Genomic DNA, 18,427 nt, shown 5'->3' on the forward strand with positions numbered 1-18,427 from the left:
TGGAAGTTGAGCAGACACCTACGAGAAAGTGCGTCCGTCACTATCGTTCCAACCGATAAGAATTGCATCACCAGCCACCGGTCTGGTGGTGAAATCCAGAAGTGGCTTGCGAACCACCATTGTTTGCCCGCGCCCAATGTCCACCAGCGCGCGCAAATGGTCGCCGAGGTACGTCGTGTCCAAGATTGTTCCCTTGCACTGATTCGAGCGGCTCTGCGCCGCTGTGCCGATCACAAGATGTTCGGGCCTGACAGCTATTTTCACAGGCTTGCCTGTATCGGCAAAAGTGGAGGACAGATCCGCCCGCACTGTTTGGCCGCAATCCAAGCGGATGGTTCCATAGCCGCGCTCGTCTACACCTTCCGAATGCCCGGAGATGATATTGTTCTCACCAATAAAGCCAGCCACGAAGACATTTGCGGGTTGCTCATAAAGCTCCTGCGGGCTGGCGATCTGCGTGACCGAACCGCGCTCGAAAATGGCAATGCGATCGGACATGGCAAGTGCTTCAGTCTGATCGTGCGTGACATAAACCATTGTGACACCCAAATCCCGATGGATTTGCTTGATCTCATATTGCATATGTTCGCGCAGTGTCTTGTCGAGTGCACCAAGCGGTTCGTCCATCAGAACCAGGCTCGGCTCAAAGACAAGCGCGCGAGCAAGTGCAACACGCTGCTGCTGCCCACCCGAAAGCTCACTCGGGCGACGGTTTTGCATTCCCTCCAGACGAACCATCTCGATGGCCTTGTCCACCTTCACTTGTATTTCCCGCTTGCTCATCTTTCGCATGCGCAACGGATAAGCCAGATTCTGCGCTACGGTCATGTTGGGAAACAAAGCATAGTTCTGAAAGACAACGCCGATGCCCCGGCGGTGCGGCGGCAAGTGTTCAATCGGCTTTCCCGTGACGAGAATATGACCTCGGGTAGGCGTTTCGAAACCGGCAAGCATCATCAGCGTTGTGGTTTTACCAGAACCTGAACCACCGAGAAGGGTTAGAAACTCGCCCTGCCTTACCGACAGGTTCAGATTCTCGATAACAACGGTGCGTCCATCATAGGTTTTCTGCACGCCCACGAATTCAACGATTTGTCCGGTTTCCATGAATGGCCTTTCGTGCGGCTGGTATGCGTTTCCGGGTTTCCCTTGTGACCGGGAAGCACTTTTTGCCGGGATCAATCCCTGTACGGCACTTCGGTCGCGAGCCAGCCGTCTTCCTGTTTCTGCCAGTAAATATCGTGCAATCGACGTGTTAACGGGCCGGGCGTGCCATCGCCGACTGTCTTGCCGTCGATTGTGGTCACAGGCATGATGCCACCAGCTGTACTGGTCATGAAGATTTCGTCGGCACCGAGAAGCTCTCCGATGGCTACTGGACGAACCTCGCAACGCAGCTGCAATTGCTCGCAGAGTTCCAGAACCGTACGTCGGGTCATGCCTTCGAAAACGCCACTCTCTGGTGTGCAGAGGACATTATCTTTGACAGCAAATACGTTAAAGCCCGCGCCTTCGGTGATATTGCCATCCCCATCACGCAGAACGGCCACGAAAGCATCTCTGTCATAGGCCTCAAAGATGCCCATGGTGAGGTCGAGCCAATGGAAGTTCTTGATGCGTGGGTCCACCGCCTGCGGTGCAATACGATGAACAGAACTCACAACCATGGGAACGCCTTGCCTACGCTGATCATCATTTGCAATCCAGACAAAGGGCGTAGCGAAAGCATAAAAGCGCTGGGTACAAAGACGCGGATCACGGCTGCCAGCCGGCGGCATTCCCCGTGTGCATGTCATCTGCACATAGGAGTCACGCAAACCGCTCAAGCTGACACATTTGATGAGGATTTCGGCGATTTGCTCATGCGTATAGGGCAGCGACATGCGAAGCCCGCGCATGGATGCGAAGAACCGTTCGATATGATCGTCAAGACGGAAGAAACGTCCCTTCCAGACATGCGCAACGTCATAAGTCGCGTCAGAACGCACGAAGCCGCGATCAAGAATTGGAATGCTGGCCTCCGCGACTGGCATATAGCGCCCGTCAATGAATGCAACGCCTGCCTGCGGGTTAGGAATGTGAACATCGGGTTCTTTGGTCATGTTATGCCTTTCCGAGATTTCGTGCATTGCGGTTCACGAGGAACAGCGCGGCGATGAGGCTGAGGGTGGCGACGATCATGAGGAACGTTGCCATGGCAAGAATGGACGGTTCGATATTGTCGCGAAGCCCTTCGAACATTTTCAAGGGAAGGGTTCGCTGGCCGGGGCCTGCAAGGAAAAGGGTTACGACGACTTCATCGAACGAAGTCATAAACGCGAAGAGCGCTCCAGAGATAATGCCCGGCGCAATGACCGGAACAAGAACAGTCATGAAGCCTTTGAAAGGAGATGCGCCAAGACTTGCCGCAGCGCGGAGCAGGCCCATGTCAAAACCTTGCAGCGTGGCCGTAACGGTGATCAGCACGAAAGGCGCGGACAGGACTGTATGGGCGATGATAACGCCGGGCATGCTGGCGGTCAGACCGAACTTCGCCATCAGAAAGTACATCCCAAGTCCGCTGATAACAGGCGGGACAATCATTGGCGCGATGAGAAAGCCAAGGATCGCGGTTGGCATGGGCAAGTCACGACGGGCAAACGCATAAGCTGCAAGTGTACCGAGAATGGTTGCAGCAACCGTCGACACCGAGCCGATGATCAGACTGTTCTTGAGTGATGAAAGCCATGGGCCATTCGCAAACACACGCTCATACCACTGCAACGAAACACCCGGCAGCGGATAGGAGAGAAAGCTGCCCGAACTGAAGGACAGCGGGACGATAGCGATGAGTGGAACGACCAGAAAAAGTATCATAGCCACGCCAAACCCATAGTAGAGCGTCCGTATGATCATTGCTTGACGATGATATGGCATTGGCGACCTCACTTTAGTCCCGCAAGCTGACGCACACCCACTGTACGCGCGGCGAGCGCATAGACCGCAACGGTGCAAAGCAACAGCACAATCCCAAGTGCCGACGCCATGCCCCAGTTGATGGTGGTGTTGGCGAAGAAGGCGATGAAATAGCCGAGCATCTGGTCGCGCGCGCTGGCGACCAGCGATGGCGTAATATAATAGCCCGCAGTCACGATGAAGGTCAGCAACACACCCGCTCCGACACCCGGCAACGTCATCGGCAAATAAACATTGAGAAAGCCGCGAACCGGGTGAGCCCCAAGCGAGGCCGACGCCCGCATGAAATGCGGAGGGATGCCCTTCATCGTGGAATAGAGAGGCAGGACCATGAAGGGCAGCATCATGTGGATCATGACGATATAAAGCCCTGTGGTGTTGAAGATCAGCTCCAGCGGCTGCCGGATCAGACCAAGCCAACCAAAAAGGGAATTAACAAGCCCCTCGCGCTGAAGAAGGACGATCCAGGCAGAGGTGCGCGCCAATAGCGATGTCCAGAACGGCAGCATCACGGCGATGATAAGCGCGATTGACAGAAATCGCGGTGCGCTCACCATCAGATTGGCCAGCGGATAACCAAGCAGAGCACAAACAAGCGTGACGATAGCTGCGGTCTTGAGCGTGCGAAAGAGGATATCGACATAGGTTCGTTGCTCTTCAGGTGCCTGTACCACCTTTCCACTGTCATCAATAGCAAGATCGACTGCCGCAAGCATGTAGTAAGGCGTGAAAGCAGGCGACGCACGTTTCATCGCGTGCCAGTAGGCTGGCTCTTCCCACCTCTTGTCGATTCCGGCCAGAAAGCGGCGTGCCGCACCATCCGCAGTGATATCGTCTGGTAATGTACGCAACTTGCGAACGGTGCTGGTGAGAAGCGTTCGGTAACCGCTCTCCTCGTAGTTCAAGCGCCGTGCGGCCTCGGCAACGAGATTGCGCGGAGCGCTGGCAATTTCCTGTACGAAAGTCGTGAAAACAACATCCGGCGGCAACTCCGCTGAATCGTTCGTCGTCCAGCGGGACAATTCAGCCACCGTTTCTGGTAGAGCCTGCGTCAGTTCGGCATTATCAATTGCCTTGTAGAGCATCATGCCGATCGGCAGCATGAATGTCAGCAGCACATAGAATAGAAGTGGCGCCACAAGCATTAAGGAAACGACGCGCCGACGTCTGCCGGCTCGCCCCCATTCCCGGCGCGTTGCCTTGGTCGCGGCTGTGTCTTCATCGATCAAGGTCATCGGAACCATGCCTCCTTAAACCATGCCGGCGGGAAATCGGCCGGCATGGTCCTAACATTATCCAGTCGGCTTACTGGGCAACCCAGCTGGCAAAGCGTTCCGCCAGTTCCTCACCATGATCAATCCAGAATTCCGAGTTGAAACGCACCGCGTTTTTGAGATTGTCCGGAGCAGATGGGAGTTTTGCCAACCGGTCCGCAGGAAGGGCTTCCATGGCTTTGACGTTGCTGACACCGTAAGCGATATTGTTGGCAAAGGTTGTCTGCGGCTCTTTTGACATCATGAATTCGACGAAAGCCGTTGATTCATCCAGGTTTGGAGTTCCCTTCATGATGGCCCAGAATTCGGTTGAGTTGATCTGCCCGTCCCAGACGATAGCAAAATCTTTCCCTTCCTTCTGAGCATTGTCGACGCGACCGTTATAGGCTGTTGTCATGACGACATCGCCTGAAGAGAGCCATTCCTGCGGCTGGGCTCCACTCTCCCACCACTGGATATGTGGCTTCAGTTGATCGAGCTTGGCGAAGGCTCTGTCCTGACCTTCCTTCGTGGCAATCACGCTATAGACTTCCGATGGCGGCACGCCGTCTGCCATCAAGGCTACTTCCATGGTCAGCTTTGCAGTCTTGCGCAAACCGCGCTTGCCCGGCCACTTTTCCACGTTCCAGAAATCGGCCCAGTTCTTCGGTCCATCCGTCAGCTTGGCCTTGTCATAGGTCAGAATATTGGCCCAGCTCAGAGCACCAACAGCGCATTCCTTGAACTGGCTGGGATCAATCTCGTCGGCATGTGGCTTTTTCGACCAGTCGATATTTTCGAGAAGCCCCTGCTCGCACGCCATGGTGACTTCATCGTCCTCCATCTGCATAACGTCCCAGGTGACATTTCCCGCGTCAACCATTGCCTTCTGCTTGGCTAGACCGCCATTGGTCGTGTCTTCGAGCACCTTGATGCCCTTTTCCTTGGCATAAGGCGTGAAATAGGCTTCCCGAAACGCGTCTTGAATTGCCCCACCAAAGCCAACAACGGTCAGATCGCGAGCATGGGCGCCAGAAAGGCATGCCGCAGTCGCGATACCGGTTGCCAGAAGCATCTTCCCATATTTATGCATGTTCCTGTTCCTCTCTCTTTTATGATCATTGCTCGCCCTCTGTTTTTTCTTGTGGCGAGGTATTTCGCTTCAGACGAGAATTTGCATCGGGTTCTGAAGCAGTTCCTTGAAACTGGACAACCATTGCGCGCCCAAAGCGCCGTCTATTGCCCGATGATCGAGCGAAAGCGTCACGCGCATGACGCGGGCGTCAACGGCTATGCGCTCCCGAGACACAATCCGTTCTTCAATCGCGCCGACTGCGAGAATTGCTGCTTGCGGTGGATTGATAATGGCGGCGAAGTCGCTCACCCCATGCATGCCGAGGTTGCTGATGGTGAACGAACCACCGCGATATTCATCCGGCTTCAAACTGCCATTGCGGGCCCTGAGTGCCAGATCGGAAATCTCATCCGAAATTACGGATAGCGACTTTTTGCCAGCGTCCTTGAGCACCGGGGTGATCAACCCGCCATCTGTCGCCACTGCAACGCAAATGTCCGTTCGCTGTAGACTGAGAAGAGCGTCCTCAGTCCAGATAACATTGCAGGCAGGAACGCGAGCGAATGCAGCGGCGGCGGCCTTGACCAGAAAATCCGTAACCGAAAGCCGCGCTTCTGCCGGCCGCGTAGCATTGATCTGCTTTCGAAGTTCAAGCAGAGCATCGACAACGATTTCGGCGTTTAGATAAAAATGTGGAATCTTTTGTTTGGACGCACTCAAACGCTGTGCAATCGTCCGCCGCATAGCGGAATGCGGTATGGCAACATGCGGGATCTCCACATCGTGCGATCGGAGAACAGATACATCGTCATTAACCACCGCCGTCTGCTGGGTAACGGGATTGGGAGTAGAAGAGGCCGAGCGTATCGTTGTACCGAAAGCCTCAACATCGCCGCGAAGAATACGCCCGCGCGGTCCTGTCCCATTGATGTCAGAGAGCGAGATACCCTTTTCGCCTGCAAGCCTGCGCGCAAGCGGGCTGGCGAATATGCGCCGGTTCAAATCCCCGCGTGGCATTTCAACAGACGGTACTGCCGTTGCATCGGAGCCTACTGCTTCCCGTTGAACAGGTGTCGTAGGAATGGAGGTTGAAAGCAGTTGTGCCACATCGGCCTCAGTCTCGCCTTCATTCGCGAGAATGCCGATCGGCGTCTCAACTGTTACAGTCGCTCCATCGCCGTGCAATATGCGGGCAACGCGTCCTGACTTGGGGCTAGGAATTTCGATGACGGCCTTGTCCGTCTCGATTTCGGCAAAGGCCTCACCTGAGACAACAGCGTCTCCCTCGACTTTCAACCACCGGGCAATGGTGCCGTCGCGCGCATTGGCCACAACGGACGGCATGACAAGAAACTCAGGCATGGTGTCGCTCCGGCAAGGTTGCCAATGCAGCCGCGATCTCTTCTCGCCCGGCATAGGCGGCGCGCTCGAGAACCTTGGAGATCGACGGAGAAGCTTCGCGTCCGCTGACCCGCTCGACGGGATGATCAAGCCAGTCGAACAACCGACGCTGGATTTCATCGGAAAGCCAAGCGCCGTAAGAGGAACCGCGTGGTCCCTGCTCGACGATCATGACCATGTTGGTTTTCTTCACGCTTTCAGTGATAGTTTCCCAATCGATGCTGGCACGGTCGAGGCACCGCAGGTCGATAACCTCGGCATCCAGGCTTGCCTCCTCCACGGCATCAAGCGTTGCCTGCACCATAGCGGAGTAGGTCAGTATCGTCGCGGCAGACCCGCTTCGGCGCACCGACGCTTTGCCAAAAGGAATGAAGTAATCAAGATCGCCGACTGGCGCCGGACCCATCGTTTGATAAAGATCGACATGCTCTATCACCAGAACAGGGTCATTCGACGCCAGCGCTGTGTTCATCAGCCCGACATAATCGAACGGCGTGGATGGCGCGATAATTCTCCAGCCCGGCGAGGTGGCGAAAACGCCTGCGGGGTCCATGGAATGCTGGGAACCATAGCCTGTGCCAATCGCAATCTTCGTGCGCAGCACAAGAGGGACGGCCATGTCACCACCGAACATGTGACGCGCCTTGCCGACCTGATTGAACACCTGATCAGCCGCAACCCACATGAAGTCCGGATACATGAACTCGACAATCGGACGATACCGCCCATCCATCGCAAGACCACCGCCCAAGCCCATGAACGCATTCTCGCTGATCGGCGTTCCAAGAATGCGATCAGGATACTTCGCCTTGAGACCACGCGTGGCGCCGTTGGTTCCACCTTTCAAGCGGTGAATATCCTCGCCCAGAATGACGATACCGTCGTCCTTCTCCATGCGCCGGTCCAGCACATCAGCAATGACGTCGACAAATTTGCGTTGTTCGATCCCGCCACTGAAATTCGATTTCTCGACATATTGCAGACCCGACAGTTCGGATCCATCGCTACGAATACCGACATCACAGAAGTCCGGCTTCGGCCACAGCCCCGTTTTGATAAGGCGACGATTGTCCACGCGATCTGTCAGTTCCTCTGCCACATCTTGCATGATCTGTTTACAACGCGCTCTCAACGCATCGATACCGGTCTGATCAACAAGGCCTCGTGCCATCATTTCTCGTGCTACCCGATCCAACGGATCCTTCGCCCGCCAGCTTTCCTCTTCCTCTTTCGTGCGATAGCCAAAGGCAGAGCCCGGGAACGAACCGTTCTGATGGAAGTAGCGGTAAACCTCGGCCTCGATGATGGTCGGACCATTTCCGGCGCGCATATGTGCAAGCGCCTCTTTCATTGCGAGATTGACCGCGAGCGGATCCATCCCGTCAACGTGCCAGGATGGAATGGCGAAGGCCTGTCCGCGCGCAGCCAAGCGCGTTTCTGCCGTTGATTCTTCAAGGCTGGTCGCGACCGCATAGCGGTTGTTCTCGATGAAGAAGCATAGAGGCAGACGCCAGGCCGCAGCGAGGTTCATCGTCTCCAATACCGAGCCGATATTCACCGCGCCGTCGCCAAAGTAACTTACCGCAACTGCATCCGAACCCGACTGCTTGTGTGCGAAAGCAGCACCTGCCGCCAGCGGCACGCCACCGCCAACAATGGCATTGGTGCCCAGCGCGCCTGCGGCCTGCCATCGCAGGTGCATAGACCCACCGCGACCACCACAGAACCCTTCGGCAAGCCCCATGATTTCGGCCAGAGAGCGGCGAAGAAGGGAACGGATTGAACCGTCAAATGCCATGCCGAACGGCAGACCATCGGGCGCGACAAAGTTCAAAGCCTTTGCGAGAAATTGATGGTGACCCCGGTGAGAGCCGTTAATCTGATCCTCTGCCCGGAGCGGCAAGATCGAGCCAACCGCGCCGCCCTCTTGACCAATGGATGAATGTGCCGGGCCATGAACCAGCCCTTCATTTGCAAGTTCGAGGACTGCTTCTTCGAATGCACGGATGAGATGAAGCGATGAGAGCATCGTTTCCAACCCGGCAGCGCCTTCCGCATCCCAATCCTTCTTGGTCGTGCCAAACTCTAGCCAGCAGGTGGAACTCGATACGGTCTTCGTTTGCGGCATTTCTTCCTCTACAGACAAAGTTCGGCCGTCACCTGCGAGCGTCTCGCAAGCGGCAGACAGTGGCCAGACATTACGCGCGATACCGGCGGTTTTGATGCTCTGAACAAGCCAGAGCGGCTCCCACATTTATTCTCGTTTTGTTACTGCTAGGCTTTCATTTTCTTTGCGCGGTGTCAATCAATTGTATCCAATGAATCTCAAATTACAGAAAAATTTGCATAATTAGGCTCGACAAAGGCATTCTCCCAATGAATTATAGCTCTATTGGATACATTGACGTTAAGGTGAGTGAATGTCGAAAAGTAGCTACAGCCATCAGGACAAGGCATTTGCACGTGACATCGGCTTACCTGGCCTGCGAGGCACAGAGCACATCGGTTTCACTGTCCCCAATCTGGCGGAAGCGGTGGATTTCTTCGTAAACGTCATTGGCTGCGAGCCATTTTATGAGCTTGGCCCTTTCTCGTCTGACGGGGATTGGATGCAGACAGCTCTCAATGTGCATCCGCGCGCGGTCATGAAGAAGCTACAGTTCTTGCGTTGCGGGAATGGCTCGAACTTCGAGATATTTGAGTATTCTTCACCGGACCAAAACCCGGTCCAGCCGCGCAATAGCGACGTCGGGGGACATCACCTTGCCTTCTATGTCGACGATATCGATTCGGCTGTGCAGTATTTGCGCATGCATGATGTCCGCATTCTCGGTGAGCCTGTTGTGCGGAAAGATGGTCCGAGTGCAGGGCAAACCTGGGTTTACTTCCTGACACCGTGGGGAATGCAGCTTGAACTTGTATCCTTTCCGAATGGCAAGGCCTATGAAAAAGGTCTGACGCGCCGCCTTTGGAGTCCGGTTGGTTCTACTTCCTGATCGCCTCTTCATCCGACGGTAAAAGTAGTAGACGTGCGCCGAACATTGTCTGCTATATCTGGGCGTCTCTGATGCACTGTCAGAGCATAGAAGGGGCCATTTTATGAATGAAACCACGTTGGGTCTTCGAGTAACGGGTGAAATTCGTCAAAAGATATTGAGCGGCGAGTTCGCGCCCGGACTGCGCATCCGGCAAGAGGAACTTGCCGCACAATTCGGCACCAGCCGCGTGCCCGTTCGGGAAGCTCTCAAGCAGCTCGAAAGCGAAGGCCTCGTCGTCATCGTTCCCAACAGTGGTGTCTGGATTGCGCGTGTCGATATCAATGAGTGCGTAGAGATGTGGAAAATCCGCGAGCGGATCGAACCGCTTGCGCTTGGCGAAAGCCTCCCCCACTTGACCGATGAGGATATTCTCGGCCTTGAGGAAATCTGTCGCGCAATAGACGCCACGACGGATGTGGAAGAATTCCTGCGGCTTGATCGTCAATTTCACCTCGCGAGCTATCGTGCGACGGCCATGCCTACGCTCATCCCCATGATCGAGCGCATCTGGAATACCACCCAGCATTATCGGCGCGCTTACACAATGCTTTTAGGCCGGGAGCGGTTCTGGATCATACAATGCGAGCACGGGCTTCTGATGGAAGCCATCAAACGGAGAGATGTCGAGGACGCCGAAAGAGCCCTTTACAGCCACATTCGCCGCACCCGCATGGAACTGGAACGGAACCGCACGGCCTTTACTGACATTTCTTTCTAGATGCCGCTGATGTCGGTCGATCTTTTCATACGCTCGTTCTGTTGACCGACAGCGATCACTGCAACATCGGCTTCGTGCCCGCTCACATCGGCAATTAGATTATTGCTGAGGCTACTCGTGAAATGACCACCGCAGGTCGTCTTTTTGGCCACACGGACATAACGAGCTTCCACCCAGTAAACCAATTGACGTCAATGACGCTTCGTGCAATTAATTCATGATGCATCATACAACAAACATCGGTTCTTCTCATGTATGATTATTGTCTGGTTGGCGGCGGCATTGTCGGCCTTGCCACGGCCCTTACCATTGTCCGGCAGAAACCTTCAGCCCGCATTCTGGTGCTGGAGAAGGAAGAAGCCGTTGCGATGCATCAGACCGGCCATAATAGCGGTGTGATTCATGCTGGCATCTATTACCAGCCCGGAAGCTTCAAGGCAGAGCTTTGCCGCGCTGGCGAGCGCATGACCAAGCAGTTCTGCGACGAAAACAACATTGCCTATCGTGTTCCGGGCAAGCTTGTTGTTGCGACAAACGAAGTCGAAGTGCAGCGCCTCGCCGCCCTTGAAACGAATGCGGCTGCGAACGGCATTACCTGCCGCCGCCTCAGCGGCGGTGAATTGCACGAATTCGAACCCGCAGTGACCGGGCTTGGTGCCTTGCTGGTCGAGCAGAGCGGCATTGTCGACTATCGTGCGGTCTGCCGCGCCATGGCCGATCTCATACGCGCTGCTGGTGGCGATATCGAGTTCAATGTCAGTGTCGACCGCATTGAAGAACGCAGCGACAGTGTGCGGGTCCATGCGGACGGCAAGGTATGGGAAAGCAGGCAGGTCATCGCCTGTGCCGGATTACAGGCCGACCGCCTTGCCCGCCGATCCGGTGTCGATGTCGACTTCCAGATCGTGCCGTTCCGTGGCGAATATTATGCTTTGCGCCCCGAATTGAATAAACTCGTCGAACGCATGATTTATCCGGTGCCGGACCCTTCAATGCCGTTTCTCGGTATTCACCTGACGCCAATGATCGACGGCAGCCTGACCGTCGGACCCAATGCCGTTCTGGGCTTGTCACGCGAAGGCTATCCAAAATTCTCGGCCAATTTGCGTGATATGGCGACCTATGCAGCCTTTCCGGGTTTCTGGAAGGTGATCACCGCCCATCTTTCGTCCGGCCTGGAAGAGATGAAGGACAGCCTGTTCAAGAAGAGCTATCTGGAAAAGTGCCGGAAATATTGCCCTTCCCTTCAGGAAAGCGACCTCCGGCCTTACCGCGCAGGAATAAGGGCACAAGCCGTCTCGAGAGACGGCAAGCTTATTCACGACTTCAAGTTCCACCAGACCAAACGTGTGCTGCATGTGTGCAATGCGCCGTCTCCCGCAGCCACGTCTGCCATGCCTATCGGAAATCTGATCTTTCAACGCTTGCAAACAGGCAATTGAGTACGTCATGACCAATCCTCACTACCGCGACACCAAACTGTTCATCGATGGCAAATGGGTTGAAGGCGAAGGCGGCACGCCCATCGCCGTGCTCAATCCGGTCAATAATGAAACTATCGGAACGGTTGGCGTCGCCTCGAAGGCTCAGCTTGAAGCGGCAGCACTTGCCGCCGAACGCGGCTTCCACATCTGGCGCGATATGAGCGTCTTCGAACGCTCGAATATTCTGCGCAAGGCCGCCACATTGTTGCGCGAGCGTGCCGAGGACGCTGCGCGTCTGCTGACGCTCGAACAGGGCAAGCCGCTGGCCGAAGCACTCGCGGAAATCAACGTCTCGGCCGATATTTTCGACTGGTTTGCTGAAGAAGCCAGGCGTGCTTACGGTCGCATCATCCCTGCGCGCGACCGTTTCGTTCGCCAGACAGTATTCAAGACGCCGATCGGTCCGGTCGCTGCTTTCACACCGTGGAACTTCCCGGTATCCCAGACGGCGCGCAAACTGGGTGCGGCACTCGCTGCCGGTTGCTCGCTGGTCGTCAAGCCTTCGGAAGACACACCCGCTTCGCCGACCGTTCTGGCCGAAGTGCTGCATGATGCCGGACTTCCGGCAGGCGTCGTCAACTTCGTCTATGGCGTGCCAGCCGACATATCGAGCTATCTGATCGCGCATCCGGCCATCCGCAAAGTCTCGTTTACAGGATCGGTGCCGGTCGGAAAGCATCTAGCCTCGCTGGCAGGTGCTCATATGAAGCCCGCCACGATGGAACTAGGCGGCCATGCACCGGTTCTGGTCTTTGGCGACGCCGACATCGCGGCAGCGGCAACCACGATGGGTCGCTCGAAATTCCGCAATGCCGGTCAGGTCTGCGTCTCTCCGACCCGCTTCCTGATTGAGGACAAGGCTGTCGATCAGTTTGTCGATGTGTTTCTTCAGGAAGTCGGTCGCGTCAAGGTTGGCTCCGGTCTCGAAGCCGACAGCACCATGGGTCCGCTCGTTTCACAACGTCGCGTGGAAGCCATTGAAGCGCTCGTGGCCGATGCCCGAGACAAGGGTGCCAATGTTGCCGCCGGTGGCAAGCGCATCGGCAATTCCGGCAATTTCTATGAACCGACGGTTTTGACGAATATCACGCGCGATATGAACATCATGAATGATGAACCGTTTGGCCCAGTGGCACTGATCATTCCGTTCTCCGATGCGGAAGAAGCCTTTAGCGAAGCCAATCGCCTGCCATTCGGCCTTGCTTCTTATGCGTTCACGCAATCGGCAGCCCGGATTGCCGAACTCGAACGCCGCGTCGAGGTAGGCATGCTGACCATCAACCACCTTGGTCTGGCTCTGCCGGAAGTGCCGTTCGGTGGTGTCAAGGACAGTGGCTACGGTTCCGAAGGCGGTAGCGAAGCCATCGAACCTTATCTCACGACCAAATTCGTCACAGAACGGCACGCGGTGTAATCTGCACTGATCAAGCAGACATTATAAAACGGCACTCCGTTGGAGTGCCGTTTCTTTTTTCGCGGTCATTAGAGCGGTTCCGGTTAAAACAATAACCCCCGCATCGCAGTCAGCAATGCGGGGGGCCTATCTTCGCTATGGTATGCCGATGCTCTAAGCGCGGAGGTTCGCCGTTCTTTCGAGATCGATCTTGAAGGTGCCCGGTTCCTCATCATTGGAAACCAAAGCAACGCGATAGACCTCTTCGGCAGCTTCCGGGGACAACCAGCCACGGTTTGCGGTTGCAAGCACGCGCTTTGGATCGCGTTTCAGCGGATCGCCGTAACCGCCGCCGCCCGAGGCTGTAAAAGCAATTTTCGCTCCGTCTTCAATGACGACTTCCGCAAAGGCTGGCAGAGTTTCTTCCTGGCCCTCGCCCACAATTTTGACCGTTTCCGAAGCCTTGCCCGTACCGCCGCCCAAGACGCCGCGTGGCGGGAAGGTCGTTCCATCAGCAGCGTAGACAATCGTCATATCATGATCGAGCGGATAGAAAACGCCGCCAACCGTCGGTGCCCCTTCAAACTCACCATAACCCTGCGAATCCTGGACAACACCACGCCGTTCGATGATGATGGGATACATCGATTCATCGACCTCGACAGAGTCCAGCTGGATCAAACCGGCATTTGCGGGACCGCAATAGGTCAGCCAGCCATCATGGCCATGCAAGGCGCCGCCACCGGCATATCCGACAAAGACCTGGTTCACATAGCCTTTGCCATCCTTGTATGGGTCTTGACCTGAAATGACCCCGACACCCGCCGGAAGATGCGAGCCGCTTTCGGCTTGACCATATGGCGCGCCCATCTGGGAGAACACGGCATTGCCCGCAATCATCAACCGGTCATTGACGTTGGTCGTGGCAACGGAAGTTCCAACCGGATATTTGGGCTTGCCGATTGCAGAGCCTTCACGCAACAACACCTTGATCTGCGACTTGGCCCCCTCATTATGTGGGACACTTTCATCAAGATTGTTGAACACACCAATGCGGCATGATCCGGTCGCTGTGTTCTCTGACAGATTAAGGCCGCCTGGAACGCAATCGATATTGTCTCGCGCATCAACGACAATCTCACCTTTTTCAGGATCGACATTGATGGTCAGTTTGACGGGAATACCTTCGTCGGCAACGCCGGGCACCGGGTCGTGGCGAATTTCGTAGCTGTACTGACCAGCAGGAAGCTTCGCAATGGCGGCCTTCGCACATCGTGCCCCATAGTCGAACCAGTCTTCCACGAAGTCCATCACCGTTTCCGGCGAATAGCGTTCCAGCAATTCGTGAATCCGACGCTCACCAGTGCGGCAGGCTCCAATCTGTGCACGCACATCGCCAAGCCACATTTCAGGAACGCGATTTCGCATCGAACCGATGCGAAGAATATCCGCCTTTTCCTTGTAGTTTTCTGCAATCCGCACGCAGGGCCAGTGCATCCCTTCTTCAAAGATGTTCTTCGCGAATGGGAGATAGGTTGATGGCGTCGGCGCACCGGTATCAGCATGGTGCGACAGCGCCATCATCCAGAATAGCGGTTTGCCCTGATAGAAAACCGGCATCGCCACGATCAGGTCTGCGTGGTGCGTACCGCCCGTAAACGGGCAATTGTTGAAGAAGATATCACCCGGCTTGATATCGTCAAAGAGCTTGGTGATCGGGCGGGTCGCCAGATCCATCGACATGACGTGGATAGGCAAAGCGTCTTCGACCGAAACCAGACGATGATCATAGGTCAGGATTGCGCAGGAAAAGTCGCGCGCGTTCTTGATAACAGCCGACCGGCTGGCGCGCATGACGACAAGCGTCATCTCGCGCACCACAGCCTCAAAACGGCTCTTGAGAACGGACATAAGAAACGGATCTACGCGACGGGCCGCACCCGTATCAGATATTTTTGTGCTCATATTCATCACTGAACCTTTCTGATCAGGCTACCTGGACAACAAGGTTGCCATATGTATCCACGGTGGCGTCGTGCCCCTTCTTCAGGTAGGCGGTAAAAGTTTCGGCATCGACGATGCACGGCCCTGCAAGTTGCGCGCCAGCGCCAAGTCCCGCCAGTTCGTAGACCGGCAGTTCCTCTTTCGCCTTGATTTCATGGCTGTAAACATTGCGGAAGCCCTTTGGCTGGACCCCACCATCCTGACTATGCAGCGTATGGCTGAGCCAAACGTCCTGTCCGGTACGTTTGCCAATCGCACGCAGTTTCCAGGCTGTGAACTCAACCACGTCACCATCCGCCCGAATGGAATAAATGCGTTCATGCATCTTGTGAAATGCTTCAACGAATTCTGCCAGTTGGGCCTGCGTGACTTGGCCATTTTCAGGCGTGAACGGAACTTCAATCTCGAAGGATTGATACTCATACCGTCCCATGAAACTGAATTCGAAACGTCGGTTCTCAGCCGTAACGCCGGCCTCATCAAGGAACCCGTCGCCGGACTCCACCAGCCGCGACAGGATTGCGTTGACACCTTCCGGATCAAAGCGTTCGCTCGAGGTCAAAAGCACGCCGGTATCCTCGCGACGGATATCCGAGATCAGACCGCCAAATGCTGACAGACCGGCCATGAAGCGGGGGATCATATAGCGCTTCAGACCGAGAATATCGGCCATCTCCGCGATATGGATAGCGGTTGCACCGCCGCCGCAAACGAAGAAGCTGTCACGCGGGTTAATTCCCTCGCGCACGGTGATCTCTTCAATTGCGGCCACCATGTTGTGGTTCGAGGTCGTGTAGATGGCATAGGCGGCTTCTTCATTGGAAACCCCAAGCTCGCCTGCAACCTTTGACAAAGCCTGCTCGGCCAGGTCCTTCCGCAGCTGCATTTTGCCGCCCAGAAAATAATCGGGATCGACAATTCCCAACACAACATTGGCGTCGGTAACCGTCGGCAGTTCACCACCTTTGTTGTAGCAGGCAGGTCCCGGACGCGCGCCTGCACTATGCGGCCCGACATGCAAGAGACCACCAGCATCCACCGACGCAATTGACCCACCACCGGCACCCACCGAGCGCACGTCAACCTTGGGAATGCCAAGACTGTCGTGATGGATCATGCTGTCAGGCGTCACGATGATCTGATGGTTGCGCAAAGCGGAAACATCGAATGTCGTACCACCCATGTCACCGACAATAATGTCTGGCTCATCTGAAAGGGCAAGCGCGGCCATTGGAGCAAGAGTCGGACCCGACATGACCGAGTAAATCGGCTTTCGGATCATTTCTGCGACGGGCATCATGCCGCCAACGCAATTGGCCAGCAGCAACTCACCGCCGAAATTGGTCTCGTCGAGTGCGAGGCGCAGCTTTTCGATATAGCGCTTGACGATGGGGTTGATCGAAGCATCGATCGCAGCGGCGATGATACGCTTATATTCGCGCGGCATCGGATTGATTTCATGGCTGAGCGTGATGGCGACGCCCGGCAGCTTTTCTTCGAGAATCTGCCGTATTTCCAGTTCGTGATCCGGATTAACCACGGACCACAGCAGACCTACCGCGATGGCTTCAACACCGAGTTTCTTGAAGTCTTCCGCTGCCTTTACCACGTCATCGCGATTGAGCGCTGTGACCACTCGCCCGCGCGCATCGATGCGTTCACTGACGGTTCGCGTCAGGTGGCGTGGTACATAGGCTTCGGGATAATCCAGTCGCCACTGGAATGCGCCCTTGCGCGGGCCTTCGCGCAAAACAAGCACATCCTGATGGCCCTCGGTAACGATCAGCCCAACCTTGACGGTCTTGCGCTCCACCAAAGCGTTGGTCGAAACGGTAGAACCGTGCACAATAAGGTCGACCTGCTTGAAGAAGGCGTCCGGGGTTAGATCATAACCTTCAGCAGCAACATGGAGGACATTGATAAACCCCTTCTCAAACTCGCCCGGTGTCGTCGGCGATTTAAAGATCGAGATTTCACCTTTTTCGTTCGAAACAAGGCAGTCCGTGAAGGTACCACCAATATCGATGCAAACCTGATATGTCATTTGATCCTCAAGATATCTCTTTTGGGGTCGATAAATGAACGGCGAAGCCGCCCGTAATGCGAATACGAAAGCCCTGGATTAACGCTGCGTCTGCAGCTGTACGACGACCAGAGAAACGATGATGATGAGGCCAAGGAATATCTGCTGGAGATAACCGTCGACCTGAATGAGGTTCATTCCGTTGGAAAGAACCGTGATGAAAAGCGCTCCGATCAAAGCGGCGGTTACGCCGCCCTCACCGCCGGTCAGGCGCACGCCACCAACGACTGCCGCCGCAATGGATTCCAGTGTCAGATTTCCACCAAGATTGGGTTCGCCGGAGCCTGTGCGTGCTGTCAGCATGATCGCCCCGACAGCTGTCAACAGCCCACAAATGGTGTAGGCCAGAATGACCGCGGGCGCTGCCCGAATGCCAGCCGCCCGTGCGGCCTTGGGGTTCGCGCCGATGATATAGAGACTACGACCGAATTTGGTGGCGGTCAGGACAAATCCGAGCACAATGAAGACCAATGCAAGCACCCATATGGGCGCGGACAGACCAAGAAATTTTCCTTGCGAGAGCGCAGCGTTGAAGACTGGAGGCAGGCCAGTAATCGGGAAGCCTCCGCTGACGGTCGAGGCCAGAGCAAGGATGATATTAGCCATACCCAGCGTCACCACCAAAGCGTTGAGCTGGAACCCGGCAATGAGTACGCCATTCGTCAGGCCGATTGCCGCTCCGATAAGAAGTGCTGCGCCCATCCCCAGCAATACGGACGTGCCGTCTCCGCCAGTGGCCATCACCATGGCCGAAACCACGCTGATCAACGAAATGTTGAAACCAAGCGAAAGATCGAAACCGCGTGTCAGAATGACGAAGGTTTGCGCCATGGCAAAGATCGCAAGAAAGCTCGCCTGCACAATGATGTTCTGTATATTCCCGAGCGACCAGACGCGCGGTTCCACCAAGCCGAACAACAGGAGGGTGGCAAGGATTGCGATAGGCAAAACCAGGCTGGTGACGCGATGCGAAATCGACATGGATTTTTTGATGACAGGCTGAGAAGTCGTGGCGTCGGACAT

Annotated in this window: 14 protein-coding genes; 4 read left to right on the forward strand and 10 right to left on the reverse strand. The window is 55.6% G+C overall.

The features are described from left to right. Window positions 1-18: 18 nt before the first annotated feature. From FGI60_RS19990 to FGI60_RS20020, 7 genes are all read right to left on the reverse strand, one after another. The gene (locus FGI60_RS19990; protein ID WP_138786681.1) at window positions 19-1,107 is read right to left on the reverse strand and encodes an ABC transporter ATP-binding protein; all 1,089 of its coding nucleotides are present in this window, start codon (window positions 1,105-1,107) and stop codon (window positions 19-21) included. Window positions 1,108-1,178: 71 nt separating this feature from the next. Beyond that, window positions 1,179-2,102: an aminotransferase class IV gene (locus tag FGI60_RS19995; protein ID WP_210238453.1), complete on the reverse strand. Its 924-nt coding sequence runs from the start codon at window positions 2,100-2,102 to the stop codon at window positions 1,179-1,181. Window position 2,103: 1 nt separating this feature from the next. After that, window positions 2,104-2,856: an ABC transporter permease gene (locus FGI60_RS20000; protein WP_235889882.1), complete on the reverse strand. Its 753-nt coding sequence runs from the start codon at window positions 2,854-2,856 to the stop codon at window positions 2,104-2,106. A gap of 68 nt (window positions 2,857-2,924) precedes the next feature. Then, window positions 2,925-4,190 carry an ABC transporter permease gene (locus FGI60_RS20005; protein WP_138786683.1) on the reverse strand — a complete coding sequence of 422 codons (1,266 nt, stop codon included), beginning with the start codon at window positions 4,188-4,190 and terminating at the stop codon, window positions 2,925-2,927. Window positions 4,191-4,260: 70 nt separating this feature from the next. Beyond that, on the reverse strand, window positions 4,261-5,301 hold the full coding sequence (locus FGI60_RS20010) for an ABC transporter substrate-binding protein (RefSeq protein ID WP_171058815.1): 1,041 nt from the start codon (window positions 5,299-5,301) through the stop codon (window positions 4,261-4,263). Between the two features lie 69 nt (window positions 5,302-5,370). Continuing rightward, on the reverse strand, window positions 5,371-6,645 hold the full coding sequence (locus FGI60_RS20015) for a 2-oxo acid dehydrogenase subunit E2 (RefSeq protein WP_138786684.1): 1,275 nt from the start codon (window positions 6,643-6,645) through the stop codon (window positions 5,371-5,373). Then, on the reverse strand, window positions 6,638-8,812 hold the full coding sequence (locus FGI60_RS20020; RefSeq protein WP_138786760.1) for an alpha-ketoacid dehydrogenase subunit alpha/beta: 2,175 nt from the start codon (window positions 8,810-8,812) through the stop codon (window positions 6,638-6,640). The genes FGI60_RS20015 and FGI60_RS20020 overlap by 8 nt, the downstream gene beginning before the upstream one ends. Before the next feature lie 292 nt (window positions 8,813-9,104). On the opposite strand from FGI60_RS20020, the gene FGI60_RS20025 reads away from it, so the two are divergent. The 4 genes from FGI60_RS20025 to FGI60_RS20040 all read left to right on the forward strand — a co-directional run bounded on the left by FGI60_RS20025 (window position 9,105) and on the right by FGI60_RS20040 (window position 13,338). Then, window positions 9,105-9,680, forward strand: coding sequence for a VOC family protein (locus FGI60_RS20025; protein WP_138786685.1), 576 nt, complete (start codon window positions 9,105-9,107; stop codon window positions 9,678-9,680). 103 nt (window positions 9,681-9,783) lie between these two features. Beyond that, entirely contained in the window at window positions 9,784-10,440 is a 657-nt protein-coding gene (locus tag FGI60_RS20030) for a GntR family transcriptional regulator (protein WP_138786686.1), read from the forward strand. Window positions 10,441-10,691: 251 nt separating this feature from the next. Then, entirely contained in the window at window positions 10,692-11,882 is a 1,191-nt protein-coding gene (lhgO, locus tag FGI60_RS20035) for an L-2-hydroxyglutarate oxidase (protein ID WP_138786687.1), read from the forward strand. Window positions 11,883-11,889: 7 nt separating this feature from the next. Then, window positions 11,890-13,338, forward strand: coding sequence for an NAD-dependent succinate-semialdehyde dehydrogenase (locus FGI60_RS20040; RefSeq protein ID WP_138786688.1), 1,449 nt, complete (start codon window positions 11,890-11,892; stop codon window positions 13,336-13,338). A gap of 153 nt (window positions 13,339-13,491) precedes the next feature. Here FGI60_RS20040 and FGI60_RS20045 read toward each other — a convergent pair whose 3' ends face one another. The 3 genes from FGI60_RS20045 to FGI60_RS20055 form a co-directional block, all read right to left on the reverse strand. Next, window positions 13,492-15,282, reverse strand: a complete 1,791-nt coding sequence (locus FGI60_RS20045) for a hydantoinase B/oxoprolinase family protein (RefSeq protein ID WP_235889872.1) — start codon at window positions 15,280-15,282, stop codon at window positions 13,492-13,494. Window positions 15,283-15,304: 22 nt separating this feature from the next. After that, window positions 15,305-17,365: a hydantoinase/oxoprolinase family protein gene (locus tag FGI60_RS20050; protein WP_138786690.1), complete on the reverse strand. Its 2,061-nt coding sequence runs from the start codon at window positions 17,363-17,365 to the stop codon at window positions 15,305-15,307. Window positions 17,366-17,443: 78 nt separating this feature from the next. Beyond that, window positions 17,444-18,427 (reverse strand): ABC transporter permease, encoded by a 984-nt coding sequence (locus FGI60_RS20055; protein WP_210238454.1) that lies wholly within the window; start codon window positions 18,425-18,427, stop codon window positions 17,444-17,446.

The sequence above is a fragment of the Brucella haematophila genome (assembly GCF_005938105.1).
GTDB lineage: Bacteria > Pseudomonadota > Alphaproteobacteria > Rhizobiales > Rhizobiaceae > Brucella > Brucella haematophila.